The following is a 22,467-nucleotide window of genomic DNA, read 5'->3' on the forward strand; positions in this document are numbered from 1 at the left end:
CAGCGAACCCACGGAGTGACTAGGCACCCCTCCCGCTGACCCCCCGGAGGGCGTCGGCTAGGGTTTGGTCCGCATAAACATCCAAACCCCTGCCCGACGCAGGGCGGCGACCGACCACCGAAGAAGGCAGGCCGCAGCCAATCCGCGCGGGCGAGACTCTCGGGAAGGCGCTACGTGAGTCCCAACGGCTCCGACCGCTCGCCGCGGCGCCCGATGCGGCGGAAGCTGCTGCAGGCAATGACCGCGGGCCTGGTCCTGGCGACCGCCACCGGTTGCACATACAAGGACTTCCCCCGCCTTGGTATGCCCACCCCGACCACGGAAGAGGCTCCGCGGATCCTCTCCCTGTGGCAGGGCTCCTGGGCCGCCGCGCTCGCCACCGGCGTGCTGGTGTGGGGCCTGATCCTGTGGAGTGCTTTCTTCCACCGGCGCAGCCGTACGAAGGTCGAAGTTCCTCCGCAGACCCGGTACAACATGCCGATCGAGGCGCTGTACACGGTCGTTCCTCTCGTCATCGTCTCGGTGCTCTTCTACTTCACGGCACGCGACGAGTCGAAGCTCCTCAGCCTCACGGACAAGAAGCCCGACGTGACCGTCAACGTCGTCGGCTTCCAGTGGAGCTGGGGCTTCAACTACATCGAGAACGTCCCCGGTGTCACCGGTGACGCGAAGACCGACGAGAACCTGGCCGCGATTCCGGACCGGTTCAAGAACGCCTTCCCGGCGAACGCCGGCGGCGTCTACGACGTCGGCACGCCCGGTACCCGGAACCCGCAGACCAACAACCCGGGTCCGACCCTGTGGCTGCCCAAGGGCAAGACGGTCCGCTTCGTCCTCACCTCGCGTGACGTCATCCACTCCTTCTGGGTGGTGCCGTTCCTGATGAAGATGGACGTCATCCCGGGCCACACGAACGCCTTCCAGGTGACCCCCAACAAGGAGGGCACCTTCCTGGGCAAGTGCGCCGAGCTCTGCGGCGTCGACCACTCCCGGATGCTGTTCAACGTGAAGGTCGTCTCCCCGGACCTCTACGAGAAGCACCTCAAGGAACTCGCCAAGAAGGGGCAGACCGGTTACGTTCCCGCCGGCATCGCGCAGACGAGCCACGAGAAGAACCGGGAGACGAACAACCTGTGAGCATCCTCAACGAACCCCAGGGTGCCGCGGCAGCTGAAGGCGGTTACGCGGACGAGCTGCCGGTCCGGCGCAAGCAGCCCGGCAACGTGGTCATCAAGTGGCTCACCACCACCGACCACAAGACGATCGGAACGCTCTACCTCGTCACGTCGTTCGCGTTCTTCCTGATCGGTGGCGTGATGGCGCTGCTGATGCGCGCCGAACTGGCCCGGCCTGGTCTGCAGATCATGACGAACGAGCAGTTCAACCAGGCGTTCACGATGCACGGCACGATCATGCTGCTGATGTTCGCGACGCCGCTGTTCGCCGGCTTCACGAACTGGATCATGCCGCTGCAGATCGGCGCGCCGGACGTGGCCTTCCCGCGGCTGAACATGTTCGCCTACTGGCTGTACCTGTTCGGCTCGCTCATCGCCGTGGGCGGCTTCCTGACCCCGCAGGGCGCGGCCGACTTCGGCTGGTTCGCCTACTCCCCGCTGTCGGACGCGGTCCGCTCGCCGGGCATCGGCGCCGACATGTGGATCATGGGTCTGGCCTTCTCCGGCTTCGGCACCATCCTCGGCGCGGTCAACTTCATCACCACCATCATCTGCATGCGCGCCCCGGGCATGACCATGTTCCGCATGCCGATCTTCGTGTGGAACGTGCTGCTGACCGCGGTGCTGGTCCTGCTCGCCTTCCCCGTCCTCGCCGCCGCGCTGTTCGCGCTGGAGGCGGATCGGAAATTCGGGGCACATGTCTTCGACTCGGCCAACGGCGGAGCCTTGCTGTGGCAACACCTCTTCTGGTTCTTCGGCCATCCAGAGGTGTACATCATCGCCCTACCGTTCTTCGGCATCATCTCCGAGGTCATCCCGGTCTTCTCCCGTAAGCCGATGTTCGGCTACATGGGCCTGATCGGCGCGACCATCGCGATCGCCGGCCTGTCCGTGACGGTGTGGGCCCACCACATGTACGTCACCGGCGGCGTGCTCCTGCCGTTCTTCTCCTTCATGACGTTCCTCATCGCCGTGCCGACCGGCGTGAAGTTCTTCAACTGGATCGGAACGATGTGGAAGGGGTCCCTGAGTTTCGAGACCCCGATGCTCTGGGCGACGGGCTTCCTGATCACCTTCACCTTCGGTGGTCTGACCGGCGTCATCCTGGCCTCCCCGCCGATGGACTTCCACGTGTCCGACTCGTACTTCGTGGTGGCGCACTTCCACTACGTCGTCTTCGGCACCGTCGTCTTCGCGATGTTCTCCGGCTTCCACTTCTGGTGGCCGAAGATGACCGGCAAGATGCTCGACGAGCGCCTCGGCAAGATCACCTTCTGGACGCTGTTCATCGGCTTCCACACCACGTTCCTCGTCCAGCACTGGCTGGGTGCCGAGGGCATGCCGCGTCGTTACGCCGACTACCTGGCGGCCGACGGCTTCACCGCGCTGAACACGGTCTCGACGATCGGCTCGTTCCTGCTCGGCATGTCGATCCTGCCGTTCCTCTACAACGTGTGGAAGACCGCCAAGTACGGCAAGCCCGTCGGCGTCGACGACCCGTGGGGCTACGGCCGCTCGCTGGAGTGGGCCACGTCCTGCCCGCCGCCGCGGCACAACTTCCTCACCCTGCCGCGGATCCGCAGCGAATCCCCGGCGTTCGACCTGCACCACCCTGAGATCGCCGCTCTCGACCAGCTCGAGAACGCGCCTCACGGTGAGAAGGCTCTGGCTGGTGGCAAGGAGGCCGGCAAGTGAAGGTTCAGGGCAAGATGTTCATGTGGCTGAGCGTCTTCGTCCTCGCCATGGCGGTGGTCTATGGCGTGTGGTCGAAGGAGCCGGCCGGTACCACGGCGCTCTTCCTGGCCTTCGGTCTGTGCATCATGGTCGGCTTCTACCTGGGCTTCACGGCCCGGCGGGTCGACGCGGGTGCCATGGACAACAAGGAGGCCGACGTCGCGGACGACGCCGGCGAGGTCGGGTTCTTCAGCCCGCACAGCTGGCAGCCCCTGGCCCTCGGGGTCGGTGGCGCGCTCGCCTTCCTGTCGGTCGCGATCGGCTGGTGGCTGCTGTACTTCTCGGCCCCGGTCATTCTGATCGGCCTGTACGGCTGGGTCTTCGAGTACTACCGCGGTGAGAACCGCACCCAGTAGCACGCGAGGAGCGCTTCAAGGGCCCGGACACTCCGTGAGGAGGGTCCGGGCTCCTGCTTTTGCCGCAATGTGTGTCCCTCGTACGTGTCACCCGGCGTGCCGCGATTGACGACGCTCCCTAGCGTCGAAGTCATGAACCACACTCCGCGCACCCGCACCCTCGTCAGCTGCACGCTGCTGGTGATCGCCCTAGGCGCGGGCGGCACCGCTTGCGGCAGCGGCGGCAACCCGCTGACCGCCAAGCCGTACGACGCGTCGGACCAGATCTCCTTCAACGGGCCCAAGGGCGACCACAAGCAGGCCGACCCGGACAAGCCCCTCGAGGTCACCGTCCACGACGACGGCCGCATCACCGACGTCACCGCCGAGGACGCCACGGGCCGCTATGTGACGGGCGAACTCTCCGCCGACGGCTCCCGCTGGCACAGCACCTCCCCGCTGGCCGCCAACGCCCACTACACGCTCCATGTGAGCACCGAGGACGAGGACGGGGCGCCCGGCCGCAAGGTGCTCACCCTCGACACCAGCAAGCCCACCACCAAGAAGCGGCTGAAGGTCAAGTTCGGCCCGGATTCGGGCAGCTACGGCGTCGGCCAGCCCATCACGGCCCAACTCGACAGTCCCGTCAAGGACGAGGCACAACGGGCGATAGTCGAACGGGCCCTGCGCGTCGACTCCGTACCGGCCGTCGACGGCGCCTGGCACTGGGTCGACGACAAGGAACTCCACTACCGGCCCAAGGAGTACTGGCCGGCCCACGCCACCGTCTCGGTCCACAGCGACCTCGACGGCGTGAAGATCGGCGACCGGCTCTGGGGCGCCAAGTCCCAGTCCCTCAAGCTGACCATCGGCGACCGCATCATCGCCGTCACCGACGCCTCGTCGCACTCCCTGACGTTCTACAAGAACGACGAGGAGATCAAACAGATCCCGGTCACCACCGGCAAGCCCGGCTTCGAGACCCGCAACGGTGTCAAGGTGGTGCTGGAGAAGCAGCAGTACGTACGTATGCGCGGTACCACCGTCGGCATCGCCGAGGGCTCGGCGGACTCGTACGACCTTCCCGTCTACTACGCCACCCGCGTCACCTGGAGCGGCGAGTACGTCCACGCCGCCCCCTGGTCGGTCGGCTCCCAGGGCTACGCGAACGTCTCCCACGGCTGCACCGGCATGAGCACCTCCAACGCCGAGTGGTTCTTCGACAACATCCACGAGGGCGACGTCGTCCAGGTCATCAACTCCAACGGCCACACCATGGAGGACTTCGGCAACGGCTTCGGCGACTGGAACATGGTCTGGAAGACCTGGCGCCAGGGCAGTGCCCTGGTGGGCGGGACGCCTGACGCGCCCCGCCCCGAGGACGTGGCAAAGCTGCGCCCAGAGTCGGTGTGACAGGTCTAGGGGCCCCCTAGGCGCTCTGCTGAAGGCTCTTCCTGCGCAGCAGGGAGGCCAGCGCTGAGGCGAACTCCACGGGGTCCACCGGGAGCGTCACAGCGGCGTCCGCGCGGCTCCAGGTCGCCAGCCACGCGTCCTGGGGCCGGCCGATGAGCAGCAGTACCGGCGGGCAGTTGAAGACCTCGTCCTTGATCTGACGGCACATCCCCATGCCGCCCATCGGCACGGCCTCGCCGTCCAGGACACAGACGTCGATGCCGCCCTTGTCCAGCTCCCTGACGACGGCGGCGGGTGTCGCGCACTCCACGAACTCCACCACGGGCACGTCCGGAGCGGGCCTGCGCCCGGTGGCCAGCCGAACCTGCTCGCGAGTGTTGGAGTCGTCGCTGTAGACCAGCACGGTGGCGGTCGGCTGCATAGTTCCTCCGAGACGTCGGCGTCGTACGGAAAGGCTTGTCGCGCCGGATGTTACTCCGTTCAACACCACGTCAACACCGGTATGGACGGGAGCAACACTCCGAACGGCACCCCCCGGGGTGAGGGCGGGATAAGCGACCGACATAATGTCGGTCGTGGCGACAGCAACGACAGTAGAAACCGGGCACGCGCACCCGTCGGTCAACCGGCCGAACCTCACCAGCGTCGGAACCATCATCTGGCTGAGTTCCGAGCTGATGTTCTTCGCGGCCCTCTTCGCGATGTACTTCACCCTGCGATCGGTGACCGGTCCGGATCACTGGAAGGAGATGGCGAGCCATCTCAACCTTCCGTTCTCCGCGACCAACACCACGATCCTGGTGCTCTCCTCCCTCACCTGCCAGCTCGGCGTGTTCGCCGCCGAGCGCGGGGACGTGAAGAAGCTCCGGGGCTGGTTCATCATCACGTTCGTGATGGGTGCGATCTTCATCGGCGGTCAGATCTACGAGTACACGGAGCTGGTGAAGAAGGACGGGCTCTCGCTCTCCTCGGACCCGTACGGCTCGGTGTTCTACCTGACCACCGGGTTCCACGGCATGCACGTGACGGGCGGCCTCATCGCCTTCCTGTTCGTCCTCGGCCGCACCTACGCGGCGAAGAGGTTCACCCACGAACAGGCGACCGCGGCCATCGTCGTGTCCTACTACTGGCACTTCGTCGATGTCGTGTGGATCGGCCTCTTCGCCACGATCTACCTGATCAAGTAGCCGGGCCTGGTCCCGCGTGCGCCCGCGCGGCGCACAACCCACAAGCATCGACGCAGAAGATCCTGACACCGGGGTAATCCGTGAAAAAGCTCTCCGCACGACGACGCCATCCCATGGCGGCGCTCGTCGTCCTACTCCTCGCGCTGGCATGCACAGGGGGGCTGTACGCCGCGTTCGCACCCGCGAGCAAGGCGCAGGCCGATGACACTGCCCAGTCTCTCGCCATCGACGAGGGCAAGAAGCTCTACTCCGTCGGCTGCGCCAGCTGCCACGGAACCGGCGGTCAGGGAACCACCGACGGCCCGAGCCTCGTCGGCGTGGGCGCCGCGGCCGTCGACTTCCAGGTCGGCACCGGCCGTATGCCGGCCCAGCAGCCGGGCGCGCAGATCCCGCGCAAGAAGGTCATCTACACGCAGGCCGAGATCGACCAGCTCGCCGCATACATCTCCTCCCTCGGCGCGGGCCCGTCCATCCCGACGAAGGCGCAGTACGGCCCCGACGGCGCCGACATCGCCAAGGGTGGCGAGCTGTTCCGTACCAACTGCGCGCAGTGCCACAATTTCACTGGCAAGGGTGGTGCGCTCACGCACGGCAAGTTCGCGCCGAGCCTCGAGGGCGTCGACCCGAAGCACATCTACGAGGCCATGCAGACCGGCCCGCAGAACATGCCGTCGTTCCCCGACACCACGCTGTCGGAGCAGAACAAGAAGGACATCATCGCGTACCTGAACGCGGTCAACGGTGACGACACCGAGAGCCCCGGCGGCCTTGAGCTGGGCGGACTCGGCCCGGTCTCCGAGGGCCTGTTCGCCTGGATCTTCGGACTCGGCGCGCTGATCGCGGTCGCCGTCTGGGTCGCCGCTCGGACCGCAAAGGCCAAGAAGTCATGAGTAGCCAAGACATTCCAGAAGAGAACCTGCCCGCAGAGCAGGACGCGCACGGCGCGGTAGGCGTCGCGGACGAGAAGGACCCGTTCGCCGACCCCGGCCTGCCGCCGCACGAGCACCGGGTCCAGGACATCGACGAGGCGGCCGCCCGGCGGTCCGAACGCACGGTGGCCATGCTGTTCACGGTGTCGATGCTGGCCACGGTCGGCTTCATCGCCTCGTACGTGGCGATCCCGCACGACAAGGCGATCTTCGTCTTCCCGATCGGGCACATCAACGCGCTGAACTTCGCGCTCGGCCTGACCCTCGGTCTGGCCCTGTTCGCGATCGGCGCGGGCGCGGTCCACTGGGCCCGCACCCTGATGTCCGACGTGGAGATCGCCGACGAGCGGCACCCGATCGAGGCGTCCCCCGAGGTCAAGGCCAAGGTCATGGCCGACTTCGCGCAGGGCGCCAAGGAGTCCGCGCTCGGCCGTCGCAAGCTGATCCGCAACACGATGTTCGGCGCGCTGGCCCTGTTCCCGCTCTCCGGCGTCATGCTGCTGCGCGACCTCGGCCCGCTGCCGGGGACCAAGCTCCGCCACACGCTGTGGTCCAAGGGCAAGCTGCTCGTCAACATGAACACGAACCTGCCGCTGCGTCCCGCGGACATCGCGGTCGGCTCGCTCACCTTCGCCAAGCCCGAGGGCCTGGAGGAGCACGACGAGGACTTCCAGACCGAGATCGCCAAGGCGGCCCTGATGATCGTCCGGATCCAGCCGGACAACATCAAGGACAAGCAGGAACTCGAGTGGTCCTACCAGGGCATCGTGGCCTACTCGAAGATCTGCACCCACGTCGGTTGTCCGATCTCCCTGTACGAGCAGCAGACGCACCACGTGCTCTGCCCCTGCCACCAGTCCACCTTCGACCTCTCCGACGGTGCCCGGGTGATCTTCGGCCCCGCCGGTCACGCTCTGCCGCAGCTGCGGATCAGCGTGAACGACGAGGGCTACCTCGAGGCGCTCGGCGACTTCGAAGAGCCCGTCGGTCCTGCATTCTGGGAGCGCGGATGAGCACCAACACCGAAACCGAGGCACGGCGCGGCAAAGCGCCGGCCGGCGAGCGCGTCGCCGACTGGGCCGACGGGCGGCTGGGGATCTACTCCCTGGCCAAGAGCAACATGCGCAAGATCTTCCCCGACCACTGGTCGTTCATGTTGGGCGAGGTCTGCCTCTACAGCTTCATCATCATCATCCTCACGGGTGTGTATCTGACGCTGTTCTTCCACCCGTCGATGAACGAGGTGGAGTACCACGGCAGCTACATCCCGCTGCAGGGCCAGATGATGTCGGAGGCGTTCAACTCCACCCTGCACATCTCCTTCGACGTGCGCGGTGGTCTGCTGATCCGGCAGATCCACCACTGGGCGGCGCTGATCTTCCTCGCCGGCATGTTCGTGCACATGATGCGCGTGTTCTTCACCGGCGCGTTCCGCAAGCCGCGTGAGATCAACTGGCTGTTCGGTTTCCTGCTGTTCGTCCTGGGCATGTTCACCGGCTTCACCGGCTACTCGCTCCCGGACGACCTGCTCTCCGGCACCGGTGTCCGCTTCATGGAGGGCGCGGTCCTGTCCGTGCCGATCGTCGGCACCTACCTGTCGATGTTCCTCTTCGGCGGCGAGTTCCCGGGCGGCGACTTCGTGGCCCGCTTCTACTCGATCCACATCCTGCTGCTGCCGGGCATCATGCTCGGCCTGGTGGTCGGCCACCTGATCCTGGTCTTCTACCACAAGCACACGCAGTTCGCGGGTCCCGGAAAGACGAACAACAACGTCGTCGGCATGCCCCTGCTGCCCGTGTACATGGCGAAGGCCGGCGGCTTCTTCTTCCTGGTCTTCGGTGTCATCGCGGCCATCGCGGCGATCGCCTCGATCAACCCGATCTGGGCCATGGGCCCGTACCGTCCGGACCAGGTGTCGACCGGCGCCCAGCCCGACTGGTACATGGGCTTCTCCGAGGGCCTGATCCGGTCGATGCCCGGCTGGGAGATCAACGTCTGGGGTCACACGCTCGTCCTGGGTGTGTTCATCCCGCTCGTGGTCTTCCCGCTGGTCCTGGTCGCGATCGCGGTCTACCCGTTCATCGAGTCCTGGGTCACCGGCGACAAGCGCGAGCACCACATCCTGGACCGTCCGCGCAACGCGCCGACGCGTACCGCCTTCGGTGCCGCGTGGATCTCCTGGTACTTCGTGATGATGATCGGTGGCGGCAACGACCTGTGGGCCACCCACTTCCACCTGTCGATCAACTCGATCACCTGGTTCGTCCGGATCGCGTTCTTCCTCGTGCCGGTGCTCGTGTTCGTCGCCACCAAGCGGATCTGCCTCGGCCTGCAGCGCCGGGACAGGGACAAGGTGCTGCACGGCCGCGAGTCGGGCATCATCAAGCGCCTGCCGCACGGTGAGTTCATCGAGGTCCACGAGCCGCTCAGCCAGGAGGCCCTGCACACCCTCACGGCGCACGAGCAGTACAAGCCGGCCGAGATCGGCCCGACGGTCGACGAGAACGGCGTCGAGCGCAAGGTCAAGGGCTCCCAGAAGCTGCGCGCCAAGCTCAGCGAGGCGTACTACGGCGAGGAGTCCCAGATCCCGAAGCCGACCGTCGAGGAGTACAAGGAGATCACGAGCGGCCACGGCCACCACTGATCGCTGCTGATCGCTGCGCTCGCCACGGCGCGGCAGAAGGGCCCCGTCCGGTGTTCGGACGGGGCCCTTCTCCATGCTCTGAGCTGGATAGGGTGGGGATGCGCACAACGGATGCGCACTCTCTTCTACGACACCCAGGAGCGGCCGTATGAGCGCTGTGACCCCCGCTGGAGGCGACACCGCGGCGGGCCGTTCCTGGCCCAAGCTGCTGAACGGCCTGCTGGACGGCCACGACCTCACCGCCGACGACACCGCCTGGGCGATGGACCTGATCATGCGCGGCGAGGCGACCGACGCGCAGATCGCCGGCTTCGCGGTGGCCCTGCGGGCCAAGGGCGAGACGGTCGAGGAGATCACCGGCCTCGTCCGGACGATGTACGAGCACGCGAACGTCATCGAGGTGCCGGGCCGCACCGTCGACATCGTCGGTACGGGCGGCGACGGCGCGAAGACGGTGAACATCTCCACGATGTCGGCGATCGTCATCGCCGGCACGGGCGCGAAGGTCGTCAAGCACGGTAACCGGGCCGCGTCCTCGGCGTCCGGCGCCTCGGACGTCCTGGAGAAGCTGGGCGTCAACCTGGCACTGACGCCGAAGCGGGTGGCCGAGGTCGCCGAAGAGGCCGGCATCACCTTCTGCTTCGCCATCAAGTTCCACCCGGCGCTGCGTCATGTGGCCGCCGCACGCGGCCAGTTGGGCATCCGGACGACCTTCAACGCCCTCGGCCCGCTGACCAACCCGGCGAAGGTCAAGGCCCAGGCGGTGGGCGTCGCCGACCCGCGGCTGGCGCCCCTCATCGCCGGCGTCCTCGCCGAGCGCGGCAACTCCTCCCTCGTCTTCCGCGGCGACGACGGCTTCGACGAGCTGACGACCACTTCCACGTCCCGGGTCTGGATCGTCCGCGACGGCAAGGTCACCGAGGAGAGCTTCGACCCGAGGGACGTGGGTATCGAGCTGGTCCCGGTCGAGGCCCTGCGGGGTGCCGACCCGTCGTACAACGCGGAGGTCGCCCGGCGGCTGCTGGACGGTGAGCGTGGCCCGGTCCGGGACGCCGTGCTCCTGAACGCGGCGGCGGCTCTGGTGGCCCTCGACCCGGGCCCCGGGACACTTGCCGAGCAGCTCCGTGCCGGCATGGCCAAGGCGGAGGAGTCGATCGACTCCGGCTCGGCCAAGCGGGCGCTGGAGCGCTGGGTGGCGGCCAGCAACGCGTGACCCCATGGGGTGCGGTCCCGTGATGCGGACACGAGTTGCGGGACCGCGATCACTTCACGTACGTTCCTGTATCAGGTCATGAGTGACAGTCATGAGGCCCCGGCCGACTGTCCGGCAACCCTCCGTCCGTGGCGGGGTGCCCCGGGTGAAGACCAGGCCGTAGGCAGTGAGGTCTACGGCAAGCGCGGGCCCCTCTCGAAACCAGGGGTCCTGGTCGTTCGAGGGAGTCTTCCGTGAGCAAGCGAATGCGATAGGGCGCCGAGCCCCGCCTCCGCACACCCATCTCACCTTTCTTCTCACGGGAGTTCCCCATGTCTGTCTTCACCGCTGCCGCCCCCCAGACCATTTGCGCCCCGCTGCCCGTTCTGGGCCGAGATGTCACCGTCCCGCTCGTCACGGGCGGCGAAGTCACCTACGCGGCCCTCGACTACGCGGCCAGCGCCCCCGCCCTGCAGCGCGTCTGGGACGACGTGGCCGCGTACGCGCCGTACTACGGAAGTGTCCACCGCGGTGCCGGCTACCTCTCCCAGCTCTCCACCGACCTGTTCGAGAACGCCCGCCGGACGGTCACCGAGTTCCTCGACTGCCGTGCAGACGACCAGCTGATCTTCACCCGGTCGACCACCGACTCGCTCAACCTCCTCGCCGCCGCGCTCCCCGCCGACTGCCAGGTCTTCGTCTTCGAGACCGAGCACCACGCCTCGCTGCTGCCCTGGAAGGACGCGCGGGTCACCTACCTCAACGCCCCGCGCACCCCGCGGCAGGCCGTCCAGACGCTGGAGCGCGCCCTCGCCGACCGTGACCCCCACGGGCCGGCCCTGGTCTGCGTCACCGGCGCCTCGAACGTCACCGGCGAGCTGTGGCCGGTCCGTGAGCTGGCCGCCGCCGCCCACGCGCACGGCGCCCGGATCGTCCTGGACGCAGCCCAGCTGGCCCCGCACCACCCCGTGTCCGTCCGTGACCTGGACGTCGACTGGGTCGCCTTCTCCGGCCACAAGCTGTACGCCCCCTTCGGCTCCGGCGTCCTGGCCGGACGGGCCGACTGGCTGCGGGCGGCCGACCCGTACCTCGCGGGCGGCGGCGCCAGCCGCAAGGTCACCCGGCGCGAGGACGGGGGAGTGGACGTGGAGTGGCACGAGAGCGCGGCGCGGCACGAGGCCGGCTCCCCGAACGTGATCGGCGCCTACTCCATCGCCTCGGCCTGCAAGGCGCTGACGGAGGCGGGCTTCGACACGCTCGTCGCCCGCGAGCAGCACCTGATCGAGAAGGTGCGGGCGGGCCTGGCCGAGGTCCCGGAGGTCCGGATCCTCTCCCTCTTCGGCGACGACGCCCCCCGCGTCGGCGTGATCTCCTTCGTCGTCGAGGGCTGGAACAGCTCCCACTTCGCCGCCGCCCTCTCCGCCGAGTACGGCATCGGCGTCCGCGACGGCCTCTTCTGCGCCCACCCGCTGGTCAGGACCCTGCTGGGCTCCGACCCGCAGACCCAGGGCGAGTGCGGTGCCCCCGAGGCGGCGCCCGGCGAGAAGTCCCTCAACGCCATCCGCGTGAGCTTCGGCGCCGGCACCCCCGACGAGCACGTGGAGCGGTTCGTGAACGCCGTCGGGGAACTGGTGACGGATGGCGCGAAGTGGCGGTACCGGACCGAGGACGGCCGCTGCGTCCCGGCGGTCTGACCCGCCGTACGCCTTCTGACGTATACGCTCCCCCTCGGCAGCCGGACGCTGGACAGGGGGAGCACGGGTGGAGGCGCTGCGCGCGAACGATCCGCGACGGATCGGGCCGTACGAGGTGCTGGGCAGGCTCGGCGCGGGTGGCATGGGCGAGGTGTACCTGGCCGAGGCGCGGGGCGGCCCGCGGCTGGCCGTGAAGGTGGTGCGGGCCGAGCACGCGGAGGACCGCACCTTCCGGGCCCGGTTCCGGCAGGAGGTGCGGGCCGCGCAGAGCATCGGCGGGGCGGGCACCTACACCGCCCGGGTCGTCGACGCCGACACCGAGGCCGAACGGCCGTGGATGGCGACGGAGTTCGTGGACGGGCCGAACCTGCGGGACGCCGTCCTCGACCACGGCGCGCTGCCCGAGCCGGCGGTACGGCTGCTCGCCGGCGCCCTCGGTGAGGCGCTCGCCGCGATCCACGCCAAGGGCATGGTCCACCGGGACCTGAAGCCCTCCAACATCCTGCTGGCGCCGGACGGCCCACGGGTCATCGACTTCGGGATCGTACGGGCCCTGGAGGCGACCGCGCTGACCAACACCGGGGCGGTCGTCGGCTCGGTCGGCTATGTCTCGCCCGAGCAGATCCGCAACGGCGCCGAGGTCGGCCCGCCCAGCGACGTCTTCTCCCTCGGCGCGGTCCTCGCCTACGCCGCCGCGGGCCGCGAACCCTTCGGCGAGGGCCAGGACTCGGTGATCCTGCTCCGCATCCTGACCCGCGACTTCGACCTGTCGGGAGTGCCGGAGAGCCTGCGCGGGCTGGTGGAGTCCTGTCTGCGTGACGACCCCGCAGACCGGCCGACGCCGGCCCGGCTGACCGGGACCGCCGGGCACACCGCCGACACCCTGCGCGAGGGCCTGCGCCCCGGCTGGTACACGAAGGCCGCGTCGCCCCTGGCCGAACCCGCCGAGGAGATTGAGCGCTGGCTTCCGGAACGGGACTCCGGCGAGCGGGAGAGCAGGGTCGAGTACGTCGCTCCGATGACCATGACCGGGGTGACCGCGGCCGACGCGACCGTGGCGGACGTGACCGACAGCACCGTCGCCGACGGCGAACGACCCTCCCGCCGCGGCCTGTTGAGGGTGCTGGTGGGAGGGGCCGTGGTCGCCGCGGGAGCCGGAACCGGTGGCTGGCTGTGGCTGCGGGACCAGGGCGGCGGGGGCAGGCCGGGGACGGCCGGCGATCCGTCCGCGACCTCCGTGTCCACGTCCCGGTCGCCGTCCGCCTCGCTGCCCGCCGGGGTGGACTGGACGTACGGCGTCGGCGGGCTCGGCGGTCGGGCGGGCGGCCGGCACGGGGCGTGCGTCGCGCTGTCACCCGCCGGCGACACGGTGTACATCGGGGGCGCGGACGGTTCGCTGCACGCCGTGTCCCCCACCGGGAAGAAGCTGTGGTCCGTCGACCTGGGCGGGCCGGTGATGCCGCCGCTGGCCACCGCCGACGGGGCCTACTGCCTGCTGGAGAACGGGGGCGAGGCGGCGTCGAAGCTGTGCGCGGTCGGGCCGGACGGGAAGGTCCGCTGGACCAGGAAGATCACCGGAACCGGCGGCAGCCAGTTCCCCGTGGCCGCAGGTGACCTGGTGCTGGTCGCGAGCGGTACGGCGGACGCGGGCGGCGTGCGGGCCTACACCTCGGCGGGTGACGTCCGCTGGTACGCGCGGACGACCTTCGGGCCCACCAGCGAGCCGACGGTGGCGGGCGGTGTGGCCTATGTCGGCACCTTCGGGAACGTGGTCGACGCCCTGGACGTCAAGGACGGGAACCGGCGCTGGTCGGCCCCGACCGGCGGCGACGCCGGGCGTCCCACGCTGGTCGGCCGCACGCTGCTCGTGGGAGCCAGCGGCGACCTCCCGCTGCACGGCATCAACCTCAGCGGCACGACCGTGTGGAACGCCGCCAGCGACGACGCGGGCGGTCGGCGGTATTTCACCTGCGTACGCTTCGGCGACCTCGCCGTCACCACCGACCAGGGCCGGCTCGCGGCCCTCGACCCCTCGGACGGATCGACGCGGTGGACCTTCGACGGTTCACCGGGCGGATCGGACCACAGCGATCCCACCGTCGCCGGGAACTCCGTCTACGTCCGTCTGGGCGGCGCCCTCTACGTGGTGGACCGGGGCGGCAAGCAGCGCGGCAAGCTGTCCCTCGGCGACCTCGGGCCCGAGGACGGCGTCCACAGCGCCGTCGTCCACGGCAAGCGCGTCTACGTGGCGACCGCCGAGGGCATCGCCGCCCTGGACCTGAGCGGCCGGGATTTGAGCGGCTAGCTGTCCAGCCCGATCGCGAACGCCGCCTCCAGGTCGTGCTGGGAGTACGTGCGGAACGCCACGTGTGTGTCCGTCGCCTCCACGCCCGGGATCTTGCTGATGCTGCCCGGGATGACCTCCGCCAGGTCCTCGTGCTGCTTCACGCGGACCATGGCGATCAGGTCGTACGTCCCCGTGACGGAGAAGACCTCGCTGACGGAGTCCAGCGCGGCGATGCGCTCCGCGATCTCGGGAATCCGGTCCACGCTGGTCTTGATGAGGACGATCGCGGTGATCACGGCTGGTTCTCTCCCTCGGGGGCCGTTGCTGGGGCGGGCTTCACTCTAGTCGTACGGCGGAAACGGGCCCACGCGCAGCCGAAGCCCAGGCCGAAGCCCACCAGGTGGGCCAGATAGGCCACCCCGGGCCCCTGGGCCGCCCGCCCGGCCGCCAGCCACTGCAGGGACGCCCAGAAGGGCAGCACCACCCACGCGGGGAACCGCAGCGGGAGGAAGAAGAGAAACGGGAGCAGGCTTGTCACCCTGGCCCCGGGGAACAGGTACAGAAAGGCGCCCAGGACCGCGGAGATCGCCCCGGAGGCGCCGACCAGCGACTGCTCGGAGGCGGAGTTGGCGGCCGCGTACCCCAGCAGGGCCAGGTAGCCGCAGCCGACGTAGAAGAGGGTGAACTGCACGCGGCCCATCCGTTCCTCGGTCATCACGCCGAAGACGTAGAGGAAGAGCATGTTGCCCAGCAGGTGCACCCAGCTGCCGTGCACGAAGAGGGCCGTGAGGGGGGTCAGGGCGGCTCCGGGGGTGCCCCCGAAGAGCTCGGCGGGGACCACGCCCCAGCGGTGGAAGTACGCGCGCTGGGCGGCGAGGAGCGCGTCCTTGGAGCCGTAGGCCGGATTCAGACCCCCCGCCGGGCCGATGACGAAGATCAGGCAGCACAGGGCGATCAGTGCGTAGGTCATGGGCGCCGAGGGGCGCCGGATCGCGTTGCTGACGGTCACGCTCCAGTTGCCGATCATGGACACAGAGCATGACGTAACAGGACGCAACCGAACAGACCGCCTCGCCGCCGCGGACGGACGGGCGGCGAGTTGCCGCCAGGCCGTAGGGTTACGGCCACACGCTCCAGGGAAGCTGGCGCGTCACGGACACTGGATGGAAAGAGCACAGTCACGATGACGGTTCCCCTGCCGACCGCCACGACGCGGTGGCGCTGCACCCTCTGCGGCAACCTCACGCGTTTCGACGTGACGCGCTCCTCGAAGGTCGTCGAGTACATCCACCTCGACCTGGCCGGAGAGCCGAAGGTCGAGGAGCGCGAGGTGGTCAGTGAGACCATCGAGTCGGTGCGCTGCCGCTGGTGCAACGCCGTGGATCAGGTGGAACTCGTGGACAGGCCGGGCGCCGACTCCTGACAGGGGCGGCCCGCACAGGTGATGGGGTGACGGATGGTGGAGACACAAGGCGGGGAGCCGGGCGACGGCGCCGCTGAGGTGCTCGACCGTCCGCTGCCCGACGGCGTGCGCAGAAGAGTCGTACAGATCGTCTCGGACGGGTTCGGTGGACTGACCGTCGCTGAACTGCCCGCCCAGTTGCGGCAGTACGCCCGGTTCGCGCCCAACCGGCGGGCCAAGTTCGCCGGTAACGCCATGGCGTCCGCGCTGGAGACCGATCCGCTGTTCCGGCAGCGCATCGGGGAGAAGCTGAGAGAGGCTCAGCCGGAGCTCGCCGGCGCTCTCGACTCCGGCTCGCCGCCCCCGGCCGCGGATCCGCTCGACGTGGCGGCCGCGGCCTATGTTCTGCGCCCGACGGGCTGGGTGAAGCTGGTGACCGCGGCCGGCGAGGAGGCCCAGCGGGCCGACGCCGAGCGGGCCGACGAGGAGAGCCGGGCCGAGCTGGAGCGGCTGCGTGAGGAACTCACGGCCGCCCGGGACCAGACGCGCGCCGAGACCGAGCGGCTGCGGCTGGAGCTGGAGTCCGCCAAGAAGGACGCCGAATCGCTTCACCGCAAGCTGCGCGCGGCCCTCAGTGACGTCAAGCGGGGCGAGGCCGCCCTGCGCAAGGTCCAGGGCGAGATGGAGGCCGTGCGGACCGAGGGGCAGGCGCAGGTGTCCGCCGCCGAGAGCGAGACGCGGCGGCTCAAGGCGCGGCTCGGAGAGTCGGAGGCCGCGCTGGAGGCCACGCGCAAAGCAGCACGGGAGGGGCGCAGTGTCGAGGACATGCGCGTGCGTCTGCTTCTGGACACCGTTCTTGACGCGGCGCAGGGACTCAGGCGCGAACTCGCGCTGCCGCCGGTGTCGGTGCGGCCCGCGGAAACGGTCGATGCGGTCGAACCGGGACGAATGACCCCGAAGGACATCGCCGCGCGTGCCCTGTCCGAGCACGACCCGGCCATCCTGGACCAGCTACTCGCTCTGCCCCAGGCCCACTTGGTGGTCGACGGCTACAACGTCACCAAGACCGGCTATCCCCAGATGCCCCTGGAGAAGCAGCGCCTCAGGCTGCTGGGCCAGCTCTCGCAGCTGGCCGCGCAGACCGGCGCCGAGGTCACCTGTGTCTTCGACGGGGCCGAGCTGGCCGCGCCGGTGCTGCTGGCGCCGCCGCGGGGCGTGCGGGTGCTGTTCTCCAAAGCGGGCGTCACGGCCGACGAGTTGATCCGCCAACTGGTGCGCGCCGAGCCGCCGGGACGGCCCGTCATCGTCGCCTCGACCGACCGGGAGGTCGCCGACGGGGTGGCCCGGGCGGGTGCCCGACCGGTCGCGTCTGCCATGCTGCTCAAGCGGCTGTCCTGAAGGGCGACGTTGCGGGTTTGCTCAGGAATTTCCGCGCGTGTCCGTGCCGGTCGCGTGGTCCGACCTGTCGTTCTGCTGGGGGTTCGGGGGTTATCCCCGGGAAGGTGCAGCATGACCGAATTGGCCGGGATCGTCACGCAACGTAGGGTCAATCGCGCATTACTGCATGTGAGTTGTGTGTAAAGAATGCATGCTGTGACGAGATTTTGCTCCTGAGGATTTGAACTGATCACGAGTAGGTCACTAGGGTCTGGGCTCGAACCTCCGACCGGGTGATCACTCAAAAGAAGGAGTTCACCTCCGTGGCGTCCCACCGTCGACCCAAGCAGCCGAGCCGTACGCGCGTGACCGTGCTGACCACAGCCGCTGCTGCCGCCGTTGCCTTCAGCGCCCAGGCCGCCAACGCGGCACCGAGCGAGAAGCCCTCCAAGGACGAGGTCAAGGCGAAGGTCGACGCCCTCTACGAGCAGGCCGAGCAGGCCAGCGAGAAGCTCGACGGCGCCAAGGAGAAGCAGGAGAAGCTCCAGAAGGAGATCTCCACCATCCAGGACAACGTGGCCCGCGGCCAGGAGGACCTCAACACCCTCCGCGACTCCATAGGCCTGGCGGCGGCCGCCCAGTACCGCACCGGCAACATCGACTCCTCCGTCCAGCTGTTCCTGTCGTCGAACCCCGACGACTACCTGGACAAGGCGTCCACCATGGACCAGCTCAGCGCCCAGCAGGTCGAGGCGCTGAAGAAGATCCAGGAGAAGCAGCGCGAACTCGCGCAGGAGCGCGCCGAGGCCTCCGACAAGCTCAAGGACCTCTCCTCCACCCGCGCCGAACTGGCCAAGCAGAAGCAGGCCGTCCAGGCCAAGCTCGCCTCCGCGCAGAAGCTCCTCAACTCCCTGACGGCCGCCGAGCGCGCCGCCCTCGCCGCCGCCGACGCCCGCGCCAGCCGCAGTGCCAGCTCGCGCGTGGACCTGGGCAACAGCACCGCCGCCTCCAACCGGGCCGCCGCCGCCTTCGCCTGGGCGCAGGACCAGCTCGGCAAGCCGTACAGCTACGGCGCCTCCGGCCCCAACTCCTTCGACTGCTCCGGCCTCACCTCGCAGGCATACGCGGCGGCCGGCGTCACCATCCCGCGCACCTCCGAGGCCCAGGCCAACGCCGGCACCCGCATCTACAGCGAGAGCCAGCTCAAGGTCGGCGACCTCGTGCTCTTCTACGGCGACCTGCACCACGTCGGCCTCTACGCGGGCAACGGCATGGTCCTGCACGCCCCGCGCACCGGCACCGTCGTGCGCTACGAGTCGATGAGCGACATGCCGTTCCAGTTCGGCGTCCGGATCTGACCCCGTAGCCCCCTCGACGCGTCACAACACGACGCCCGAACGGGCGAATTGCGACAACTTCAACTGACCCCGCGCCCCGCCGATGACCTGCGTCAGAGGCGGGGCGTCGCTTTGTTGTGGTCGCGGAGGTCTTTGGCCGGGGCGTGCCCGCGCCGCTAGCATCGCCGCGTCCTTCGACGGAAGTTGTGGGGCCTACCGCCGGACGGGCGGGAAGTCACGCCTGCGGAGGCCGCGTAGGACCAGCCCACACGGGTCGGCGGCGGCCTGTGAAACAGGAACCCGTGGTGGCGCCGCGAAGCGGTGCGGACCTGAATCTCCTGCCCTCGGGCCGGAGAGGGCGTCAATGTCTGCCGCGTTTCCCCCGGCGCCCGGGGGAGACCGGTGGCGTCCGACACATGGAAGGAGTACGGCTACTCGTGGGGTCCCATCGCCGCCTTGCACCGTCGTCCGGGTTCAACCGGGGCGCCGGCACCGCCCTGTGCGTCCTGTCCGCCGCGGCCGCCGTCCTCGGCGCCGTACCGGCGCACGCCGACCCGCACACCGACACCAAGGCCGAGGCGGACCGTCTCTACGAGGAGGCCGAGAAGGCGACCGAGGCCTACGACAAGGCCGACGAGACCGCCGGCACTTTGCGCCGTCAGATCGGCGACGCCCAGGACCACATCGCCCGCCAGCAGCAGCGCATCAACTCCATGCGCCAGTCGCTCGGTTCGCTGGCCGGCGCCCAGTACCGCGCCGGCGGCCTCGATCCGACCATCGCGCTGCTCCTCTCCGACGATCCCGCCGACTACCTCGACAAGGCCTCCGTCCTCGACCGCATCACCGCCCACCAGGCCGACGAGCTCAAGGACTTCCAGTCCGCGATGCGCGAGCTCGCCCAGGAGCGCGCGGAGGCGACCGGCAAGCTGGCTGAGCTGGAGCAGAGCCGCAAAGCGGTCGAGAGCCACAAGAAGACCGTCGAGAAGAAGCTCGCCAAGGCGCGGCAACTGCTCAACTCCATGCCGTTCGCGGAGCGCGCCGCCTACAAACGCGCCTCCCGCGACGGCCGCGAGGACATCCCCGACCTCTCCGGTGTCGTCCCGCCCGACACCCGCGCGGCCGCCGCCATCGCCGCCGCCCGCTCCGCCCTCGGCAAGCCCTATGTGTGGGGCGCAGCGGGCCCCTCCGGCTTCGACTGCTCCGGCCTGATGCAGTGGTCGTACGCCCAGGCCGGCGTCCATCTCCCGCGCACCTCGCAGGAGCAGCGCTACGCCGGCCGGCAGGTCCCGCTCTCCCAGGCCCAGCCCGGCGACCTGGTCGTCTACCGGTCCGACGCCAGCCATGTCGCCATGTACGTCGGCAACGGCCAGGTGATCCACGCGCCCTACCCGGGCGCCCCCGTGCGCTACGACCCGGTCAACATGATGCCGGTCTCGTCCGTCACCCGGGTCTGACCGGACGGGCATTTCGGCCTTACGATCGGGAAGTGGCTGGTCGCAGGCGGGCGTCGAGGTGCCGGGTGGTGGCGCTCGTTCTGCTGCTCGTGGCCGCCCTGGTGTCCTGCGGCGGCAGGTCCGCGACCGACACCGGCCGGGCCGACCTGCAGCGGCTCCTCGACCACCGCTCCATCGCCGTACTCGACCGCGACCGGGCGGCCTTCCTGAAGACGGGCGCGCTCAGCTGGTTCGAGAACCTGCGCGGTGTGCCGCTCGCCGCCTGGTCGTACCGCGTCACCACCCTCCACCGCACCGGCGACGAGGCCACCGCCGACACCGAACTGCGCTACCGCCTCCAGGGCTACGACAACGCCCCCGTCACCGTGGGCCGCACGCTCGCCCTGTCCCGGAACGCCGACGGGCAGTGGTACGTCGACTCGGACACGGCCGCCAGGAAGTCCGCCCAACAGCTGTGGGACCAGGGCGAGGTGACCGTCGTCCGCGGCAGGCACAGCCTCGTCCTGGGCACCGGCCAGTCCAGCGAGGAACTGCACATGTACGCCGACCTCGCGGACCATGCCGTACCGGCCGTGTCGGGCGCCTGGGGCACCGACTGGGCCCGGCATGTCGTCGTCCAGGTGCCCAGGACGCTGGAGGGCATGGCGGGACTGCTCGGCTCACCCGCCTCCCAGTACCGGGGCATCGCGGCGGTCACCACGGGCGAGGTCGGCGGCCCGGCCGAGGCCCCCGCGGACCGGATCATCGTCAACCCGGACGCGTACGCCGTCCTCGGCACCCTCGGCAAGCAGGTCGTCCTCACCCACGAGACGACGCATGTCGCCACCCGCGCCCACACCACCGCCGCCACCCCGCTGTGGCTCTCCGAGGGCTACGCCGACTGGATCGGCTACCTCGGCACCGGCCGCACCCCCGCCCAGGCCGCCCCCGAACTGGCCCGCGCGGTCAGCGCGGGACGTACCCCCGCCGGCCTCCCCACCGACAAGGACTTCGGCTTCAGCGGAGACGCGACGAAGCTGGCGCAGGCCTACGAGGGCGGCTGGCTCGCCTGCCGGCTGATCGCCGACCGGTGGGGCGAGGAGCGGCTCGGTGCGTTCTACCGGGCCGTCGGCGACCACAGGACACGGGCGGGGTCGGTCGAGAACGCGATGACGAAGGTGCTCGGGACGACACCGGAGAAGTTCACCGAGCAGTGGCGGGACTACCTACAGGCTCAACTCGGCTGATCCAGCCGCCCGATGGCCTCCGTGAGCCACGCCCGCTCCGCCTCGCCCGTCGCCCGCGCGACCCGCAGCATGCCCTCCCGGAAGATGTCCCCGGCCGCCTCCGCGCTGACGGGCTTCCCACGGTCGTAGAAGAAGCTCGACGGGGTCTGAAGGAACTCCAGCCGCCGGCGCAGCACGGCCGCCTGCTCCGCCCGGTCCGGCAGGTGCCCCAGGAAGGCCAGGACCGTGTTGAAGCGGACGTGGTCGGTGATCTCCGCCTGTTTCGGGTGGCGCAGGCGGGCCAGCAGGTCCTCGCGGCCCAGGTCGGTGAGGGAGAGGATGCGGCGCGGGGCCGCGCTCGCGCCGGGCTCGGTGTGCTGGTCGAGCTTGCCGGCGGTGACCAGGCGAGTGATCGCCGGGTAGAGGGCGCCGTCGCTCACCGGGCGGACATGACCGCTCCGAGCCTTGATGCGCTCCTTCAACGCGGCAGGCGGCCTCGATCCACACCGCCCACACGCGGGGCGGGGGACGGGACGAGCGGTGGGCCATCGGGCGGCAGGCGGTGCTGGTGTCCGGGGCGGTCGGGGCGGTGGCCGTCGTACTGCTGGGCGTCACGGCGCCCTGGGTCCTGGCCGCCTTCGGCGCCGGGCCCCAGGTCGCCCACGCGGGTGTGGTGTTCCTGCGCTGCATCGGGCCGTATCTGCTGCTGATGGCCTGCTTCATCGCACTGGGCGGGGTCTTCGAGGGAAGCGGGGGAGCGCCGGTGCTGCTGCGGGTCACCGTCCTCGGCACGGCGGTCCAACTGCCGCTCGCCTACGGGCTGTCGGGGCTCGGGCTGCCCGGGGTGTGCCTGGCGATGGCGCTCGCGATGGCCGTGCAGTGTGCGGTGGCGGGGGTGCTGTTCCTGCGGGTCCGGGGCCTGGTCGGCGGATCAGGCCGGCCGCAGGAAACGGCGCTTCTTGACCAAGCCGGGCGAGGTCTGGTGCGTGCCCCTGCCAGGCGGAGGAGGGAGTCGACGCGGAGCGTCGGCGAGTGACGACAACGCGGCAGGTGTGCGTGCCAGACCCCGCGACGCCGGCCTGATCCGCCGACCAGGCCCCAG

At 69.6% G+C, this 22,467-nt stretch carries 20 protein-coding genes, 1 pseudogene and 1 riboswitch; of the genes and pseudogenes, 17 read left to right on the plus strand and 4 right to left on the minus strand.

Annotated features, from left to right (window positions below; all coding sequences use genetic code 11):
- Positions 1–174: 174 nt before the first annotated feature.
- The 4 genes from ctaC (at position 175) to ACWC09_RS41695 (ending at position 4,657) form a co-directional block, all read left to right on the plus strand.
- Positions 175–1,137, plus strand: a complete 963-nt coding sequence (gene ctaC, locus ACWC09_RS41680) for an aa3-type cytochrome oxidase subunit II (RefSeq protein ID WP_450856261.1) — start codon at positions 175–177, stop codon at positions 1,135–1,137.
- Entirely contained in the window at positions 1,134–2,870 is a 1,737-nt protein-coding gene (ctaD, locus tag ACWC09_RS41685) for an aa3-type cytochrome oxidase subunit I (protein WP_450856262.1), read from the plus strand. Before ctaC ends, ctaD begins: the two co-directional genes overlap by 4 nt.
- On the plus strand, positions 2,867–3,265 hold the full coding sequence (locus ACWC09_RS41690; RefSeq protein WP_450856263.1) for a cytochrome c oxidase subunit 4: 399 nt from the start codon (positions 2,867–2,869) through the stop codon (positions 3,263–3,265). The genes ctaD and ACWC09_RS41690 overlap by 4 nt, the downstream gene beginning before the upstream one ends.
- A 132-nt stretch (positions 3,266–3,397) precedes the next feature.
- Positions 3,398–4,657: an Ig-like domain-containing protein gene (locus tag ACWC09_RS41695; protein ID WP_450856264.1), complete on the plus strand. Its 1,260-nt coding sequence runs from the start codon at positions 3,398–3,400 to the stop codon at positions 4,655–4,657.
- 16 nt (positions 4,658–4,673) lie between these two features.
- Here the strand turns inward: ACWC09_RS41695 and ACWC09_RS41700 are convergent, their stop codons facing one another.
- Positions 4,674–5,078, minus strand: a complete 405-nt coding sequence (locus ACWC09_RS41700; RefSeq protein ID WP_450856265.1) for a hypothetical protein — start codon at positions 5,076–5,078, stop codon at positions 4,674–4,676.
- 145 nt (positions 5,079–5,223) lie between these two features.
- On the opposite strand from ACWC09_RS41700, the gene ctaE reads away from it, so the two are divergent.
- From ctaE to ACWC09_RS41735, 7 genes are all read left to right on the plus strand, one after another.
- A complete protein-coding gene (gene ctaE, locus ACWC09_RS41705) occupies positions 5,224–5,844 on the plus strand; it encodes an aa3-type cytochrome oxidase subunit III (RefSeq protein WP_142151448.1) in 621 nt (206 codons plus the stop codon).
- 80 nt (positions 5,845–5,924) lie between these two features.
- Positions 5,925–6,734: a cytochrome bc1 complex diheme cytochrome c subunit gene (qcrC, locus tag ACWC09_RS41710; RefSeq protein WP_450856266.1), complete on the plus strand. Its 810-nt coding sequence runs from the start codon at positions 5,925–5,927 to the stop codon at positions 6,732–6,734.
- Positions 6,731–7,786 carry a cytochrome bc1 complex Rieske iron-sulfur subunit gene (gene qcrA, locus ACWC09_RS41715; protein ID WP_450856267.1) on the plus strand — a complete coding sequence of 352 codons (1,056 nt, stop codon included), beginning with the start codon at positions 6,731–6,733 and terminating at the stop codon, positions 7,784–7,786. Before qcrC ends, qcrA begins: the two co-directional genes overlap by 4 nt.
- A complete protein-coding gene (gene qcrB / locus ACWC09_RS41720) occupies positions 7,783–9,417 on the plus strand; it encodes a cytochrome bc1 complex cytochrome b subunit (RefSeq protein ID WP_450856268.1) in 1,635 nt (544 codons plus the stop codon). Before qcrA ends, qcrB begins: the two co-directional genes overlap by 4 nt.
- Before the next feature lie 148 nt (positions 9,418–9,565).
- A complete protein-coding gene (gene trpD, locus ACWC09_RS41725; protein ID WP_450856269.1) occupies positions 9,566–10,630 on the plus strand; it encodes an anthranilate phosphoribosyltransferase in 1,065 nt (354 codons plus the stop codon).
- 74 nt (positions 10,631–10,704) lie between these two features.
- Positions 10,705–10,821, plus strand: a riboswitch (SAM riboswitch).
- A 120-nt stretch (positions 10,822–10,941) separates the two neighbouring features.
- A complete protein-coding gene (locus ACWC09_RS41730) occupies positions 10,942–12,303 on the plus strand; it encodes an aminotransferase class V-fold PLP-dependent enzyme (protein ID WP_450856270.1) in 1,362 nt (453 codons plus the stop codon).
- 67 nt (positions 12,304–12,370) lie between these two features.
- Positions 12,371–14,608, plus strand: a complete 2,238-nt coding sequence (locus ACWC09_RS41735; RefSeq protein WP_450856271.1) for a protein kinase domain-containing protein — start codon at positions 12,371–12,373, stop codon at positions 14,606–14,608.
- Here the strand turns inward: ACWC09_RS41735 and ACWC09_RS41740 are convergent.
- Positions 14,605–14,886, minus strand: coding sequence for an Lrp/AsnC family transcriptional regulator (locus ACWC09_RS41740; protein ID WP_089101146.1), 282 nt, complete (start codon positions 14,884–14,886; stop codon positions 14,605–14,607). The two genes, ACWC09_RS41735 and ACWC09_RS41740, sit on opposite strands and share 4 nt — an antisense overlap.
- A complete protein-coding gene (locus tag ACWC09_RS41745) occupies positions 14,883–15,617 on the minus strand; it encodes a rhomboid family intramembrane serine protease (protein ID WP_450856272.1) in 735 nt (244 codons plus the stop codon). Before ACWC09_RS41745 ends, ACWC09_RS41740 begins: the two co-directional genes overlap by 4 nt.
- Positions 15,618–15,773: 156 nt before the next feature.
- On the opposite strand from ACWC09_RS41745, the gene ACWC09_RS41750 reads away from it, so the two are divergent.
- The 5 genes from ACWC09_RS41750 (at position 15,774) to ACWC09_RS41770 (ending at position 21,386) form a co-directional block, all read left to right on the plus strand.
- Positions 15,774–16,013: a hypothetical protein gene (locus ACWC09_RS41750; RefSeq protein ID WP_361256516.1), complete on the plus strand. Its 240-nt coding sequence runs from the start codon at positions 15,774–15,776 to the stop codon at positions 16,011–16,013.
- Between the two features lie 33 nt (positions 16,014–16,046).
- A complete protein-coding gene (locus ACWC09_RS41755) occupies positions 16,047–17,390 on the plus strand; it encodes an NYN domain-containing protein (protein ID WP_450856273.1) in 1,344 nt (447 codons plus the stop codon).
- A gap of 302 nt (positions 17,391–17,692) precedes the next feature.
- A complete protein-coding gene (locus ACWC09_RS41760) occupies positions 17,693–18,727 on the plus strand; it encodes an NlpC/P60 family protein (RefSeq protein ID WP_450856274.1) in 1,035 nt (344 codons plus the stop codon).
- 416 nt (positions 18,728–19,143) lie between these two features.
- Positions 19,144–20,160 carry an NlpC/P60 family protein gene (locus tag ACWC09_RS41765; RefSeq protein ID WP_450856275.1) on the plus strand — a complete coding sequence of 339 codons (1,017 nt, stop codon included), beginning with the start codon at positions 19,144–19,146 and terminating at the stop codon, positions 20,158–20,160.
- A gap of 65 nt (positions 20,161–20,225) precedes the next feature.
- Complete coding sequence (locus ACWC09_RS41770; RefSeq protein WP_450856294.1) at positions 20,226–21,386, plus strand: hypothetical protein; 1,161 nt, start codon at positions 20,226–20,228, stop codon at positions 21,384–21,386.
- On the opposite strand, the gene ACWC09_RS41775 is transcribed toward ACWC09_RS41770, so the two are convergent.
- Positions 21,374–21,847, minus strand: coding sequence for a PadR family transcriptional regulator (locus tag ACWC09_RS41775; RefSeq protein WP_450856276.1), 474 nt, complete (start codon positions 21,845–21,847; stop codon positions 21,374–21,376). The two genes, ACWC09_RS41770 and ACWC09_RS41775, sit on opposite strands and share 13 nt — an antisense overlap.
- Here ACWC09_RS41775 and ACWC09_RS41780 point away from each other — a divergent pair.
- A pseudogene (locus tag ACWC09_RS41780) lies at positions 21,844–22,401 on the plus strand (MATE family efflux transporter); the annotation flags it as partial. The gene ACWC09_RS41775 and the pseudogene ACWC09_RS41780 sit on opposite strands and share 4 nt — an antisense overlap.
- Positions 22,402–22,467: the final 66 nt, after the last annotated feature.

It is taken from the genome of Streptomyces sp. NPDC001617, assembly GCF_053596855.1.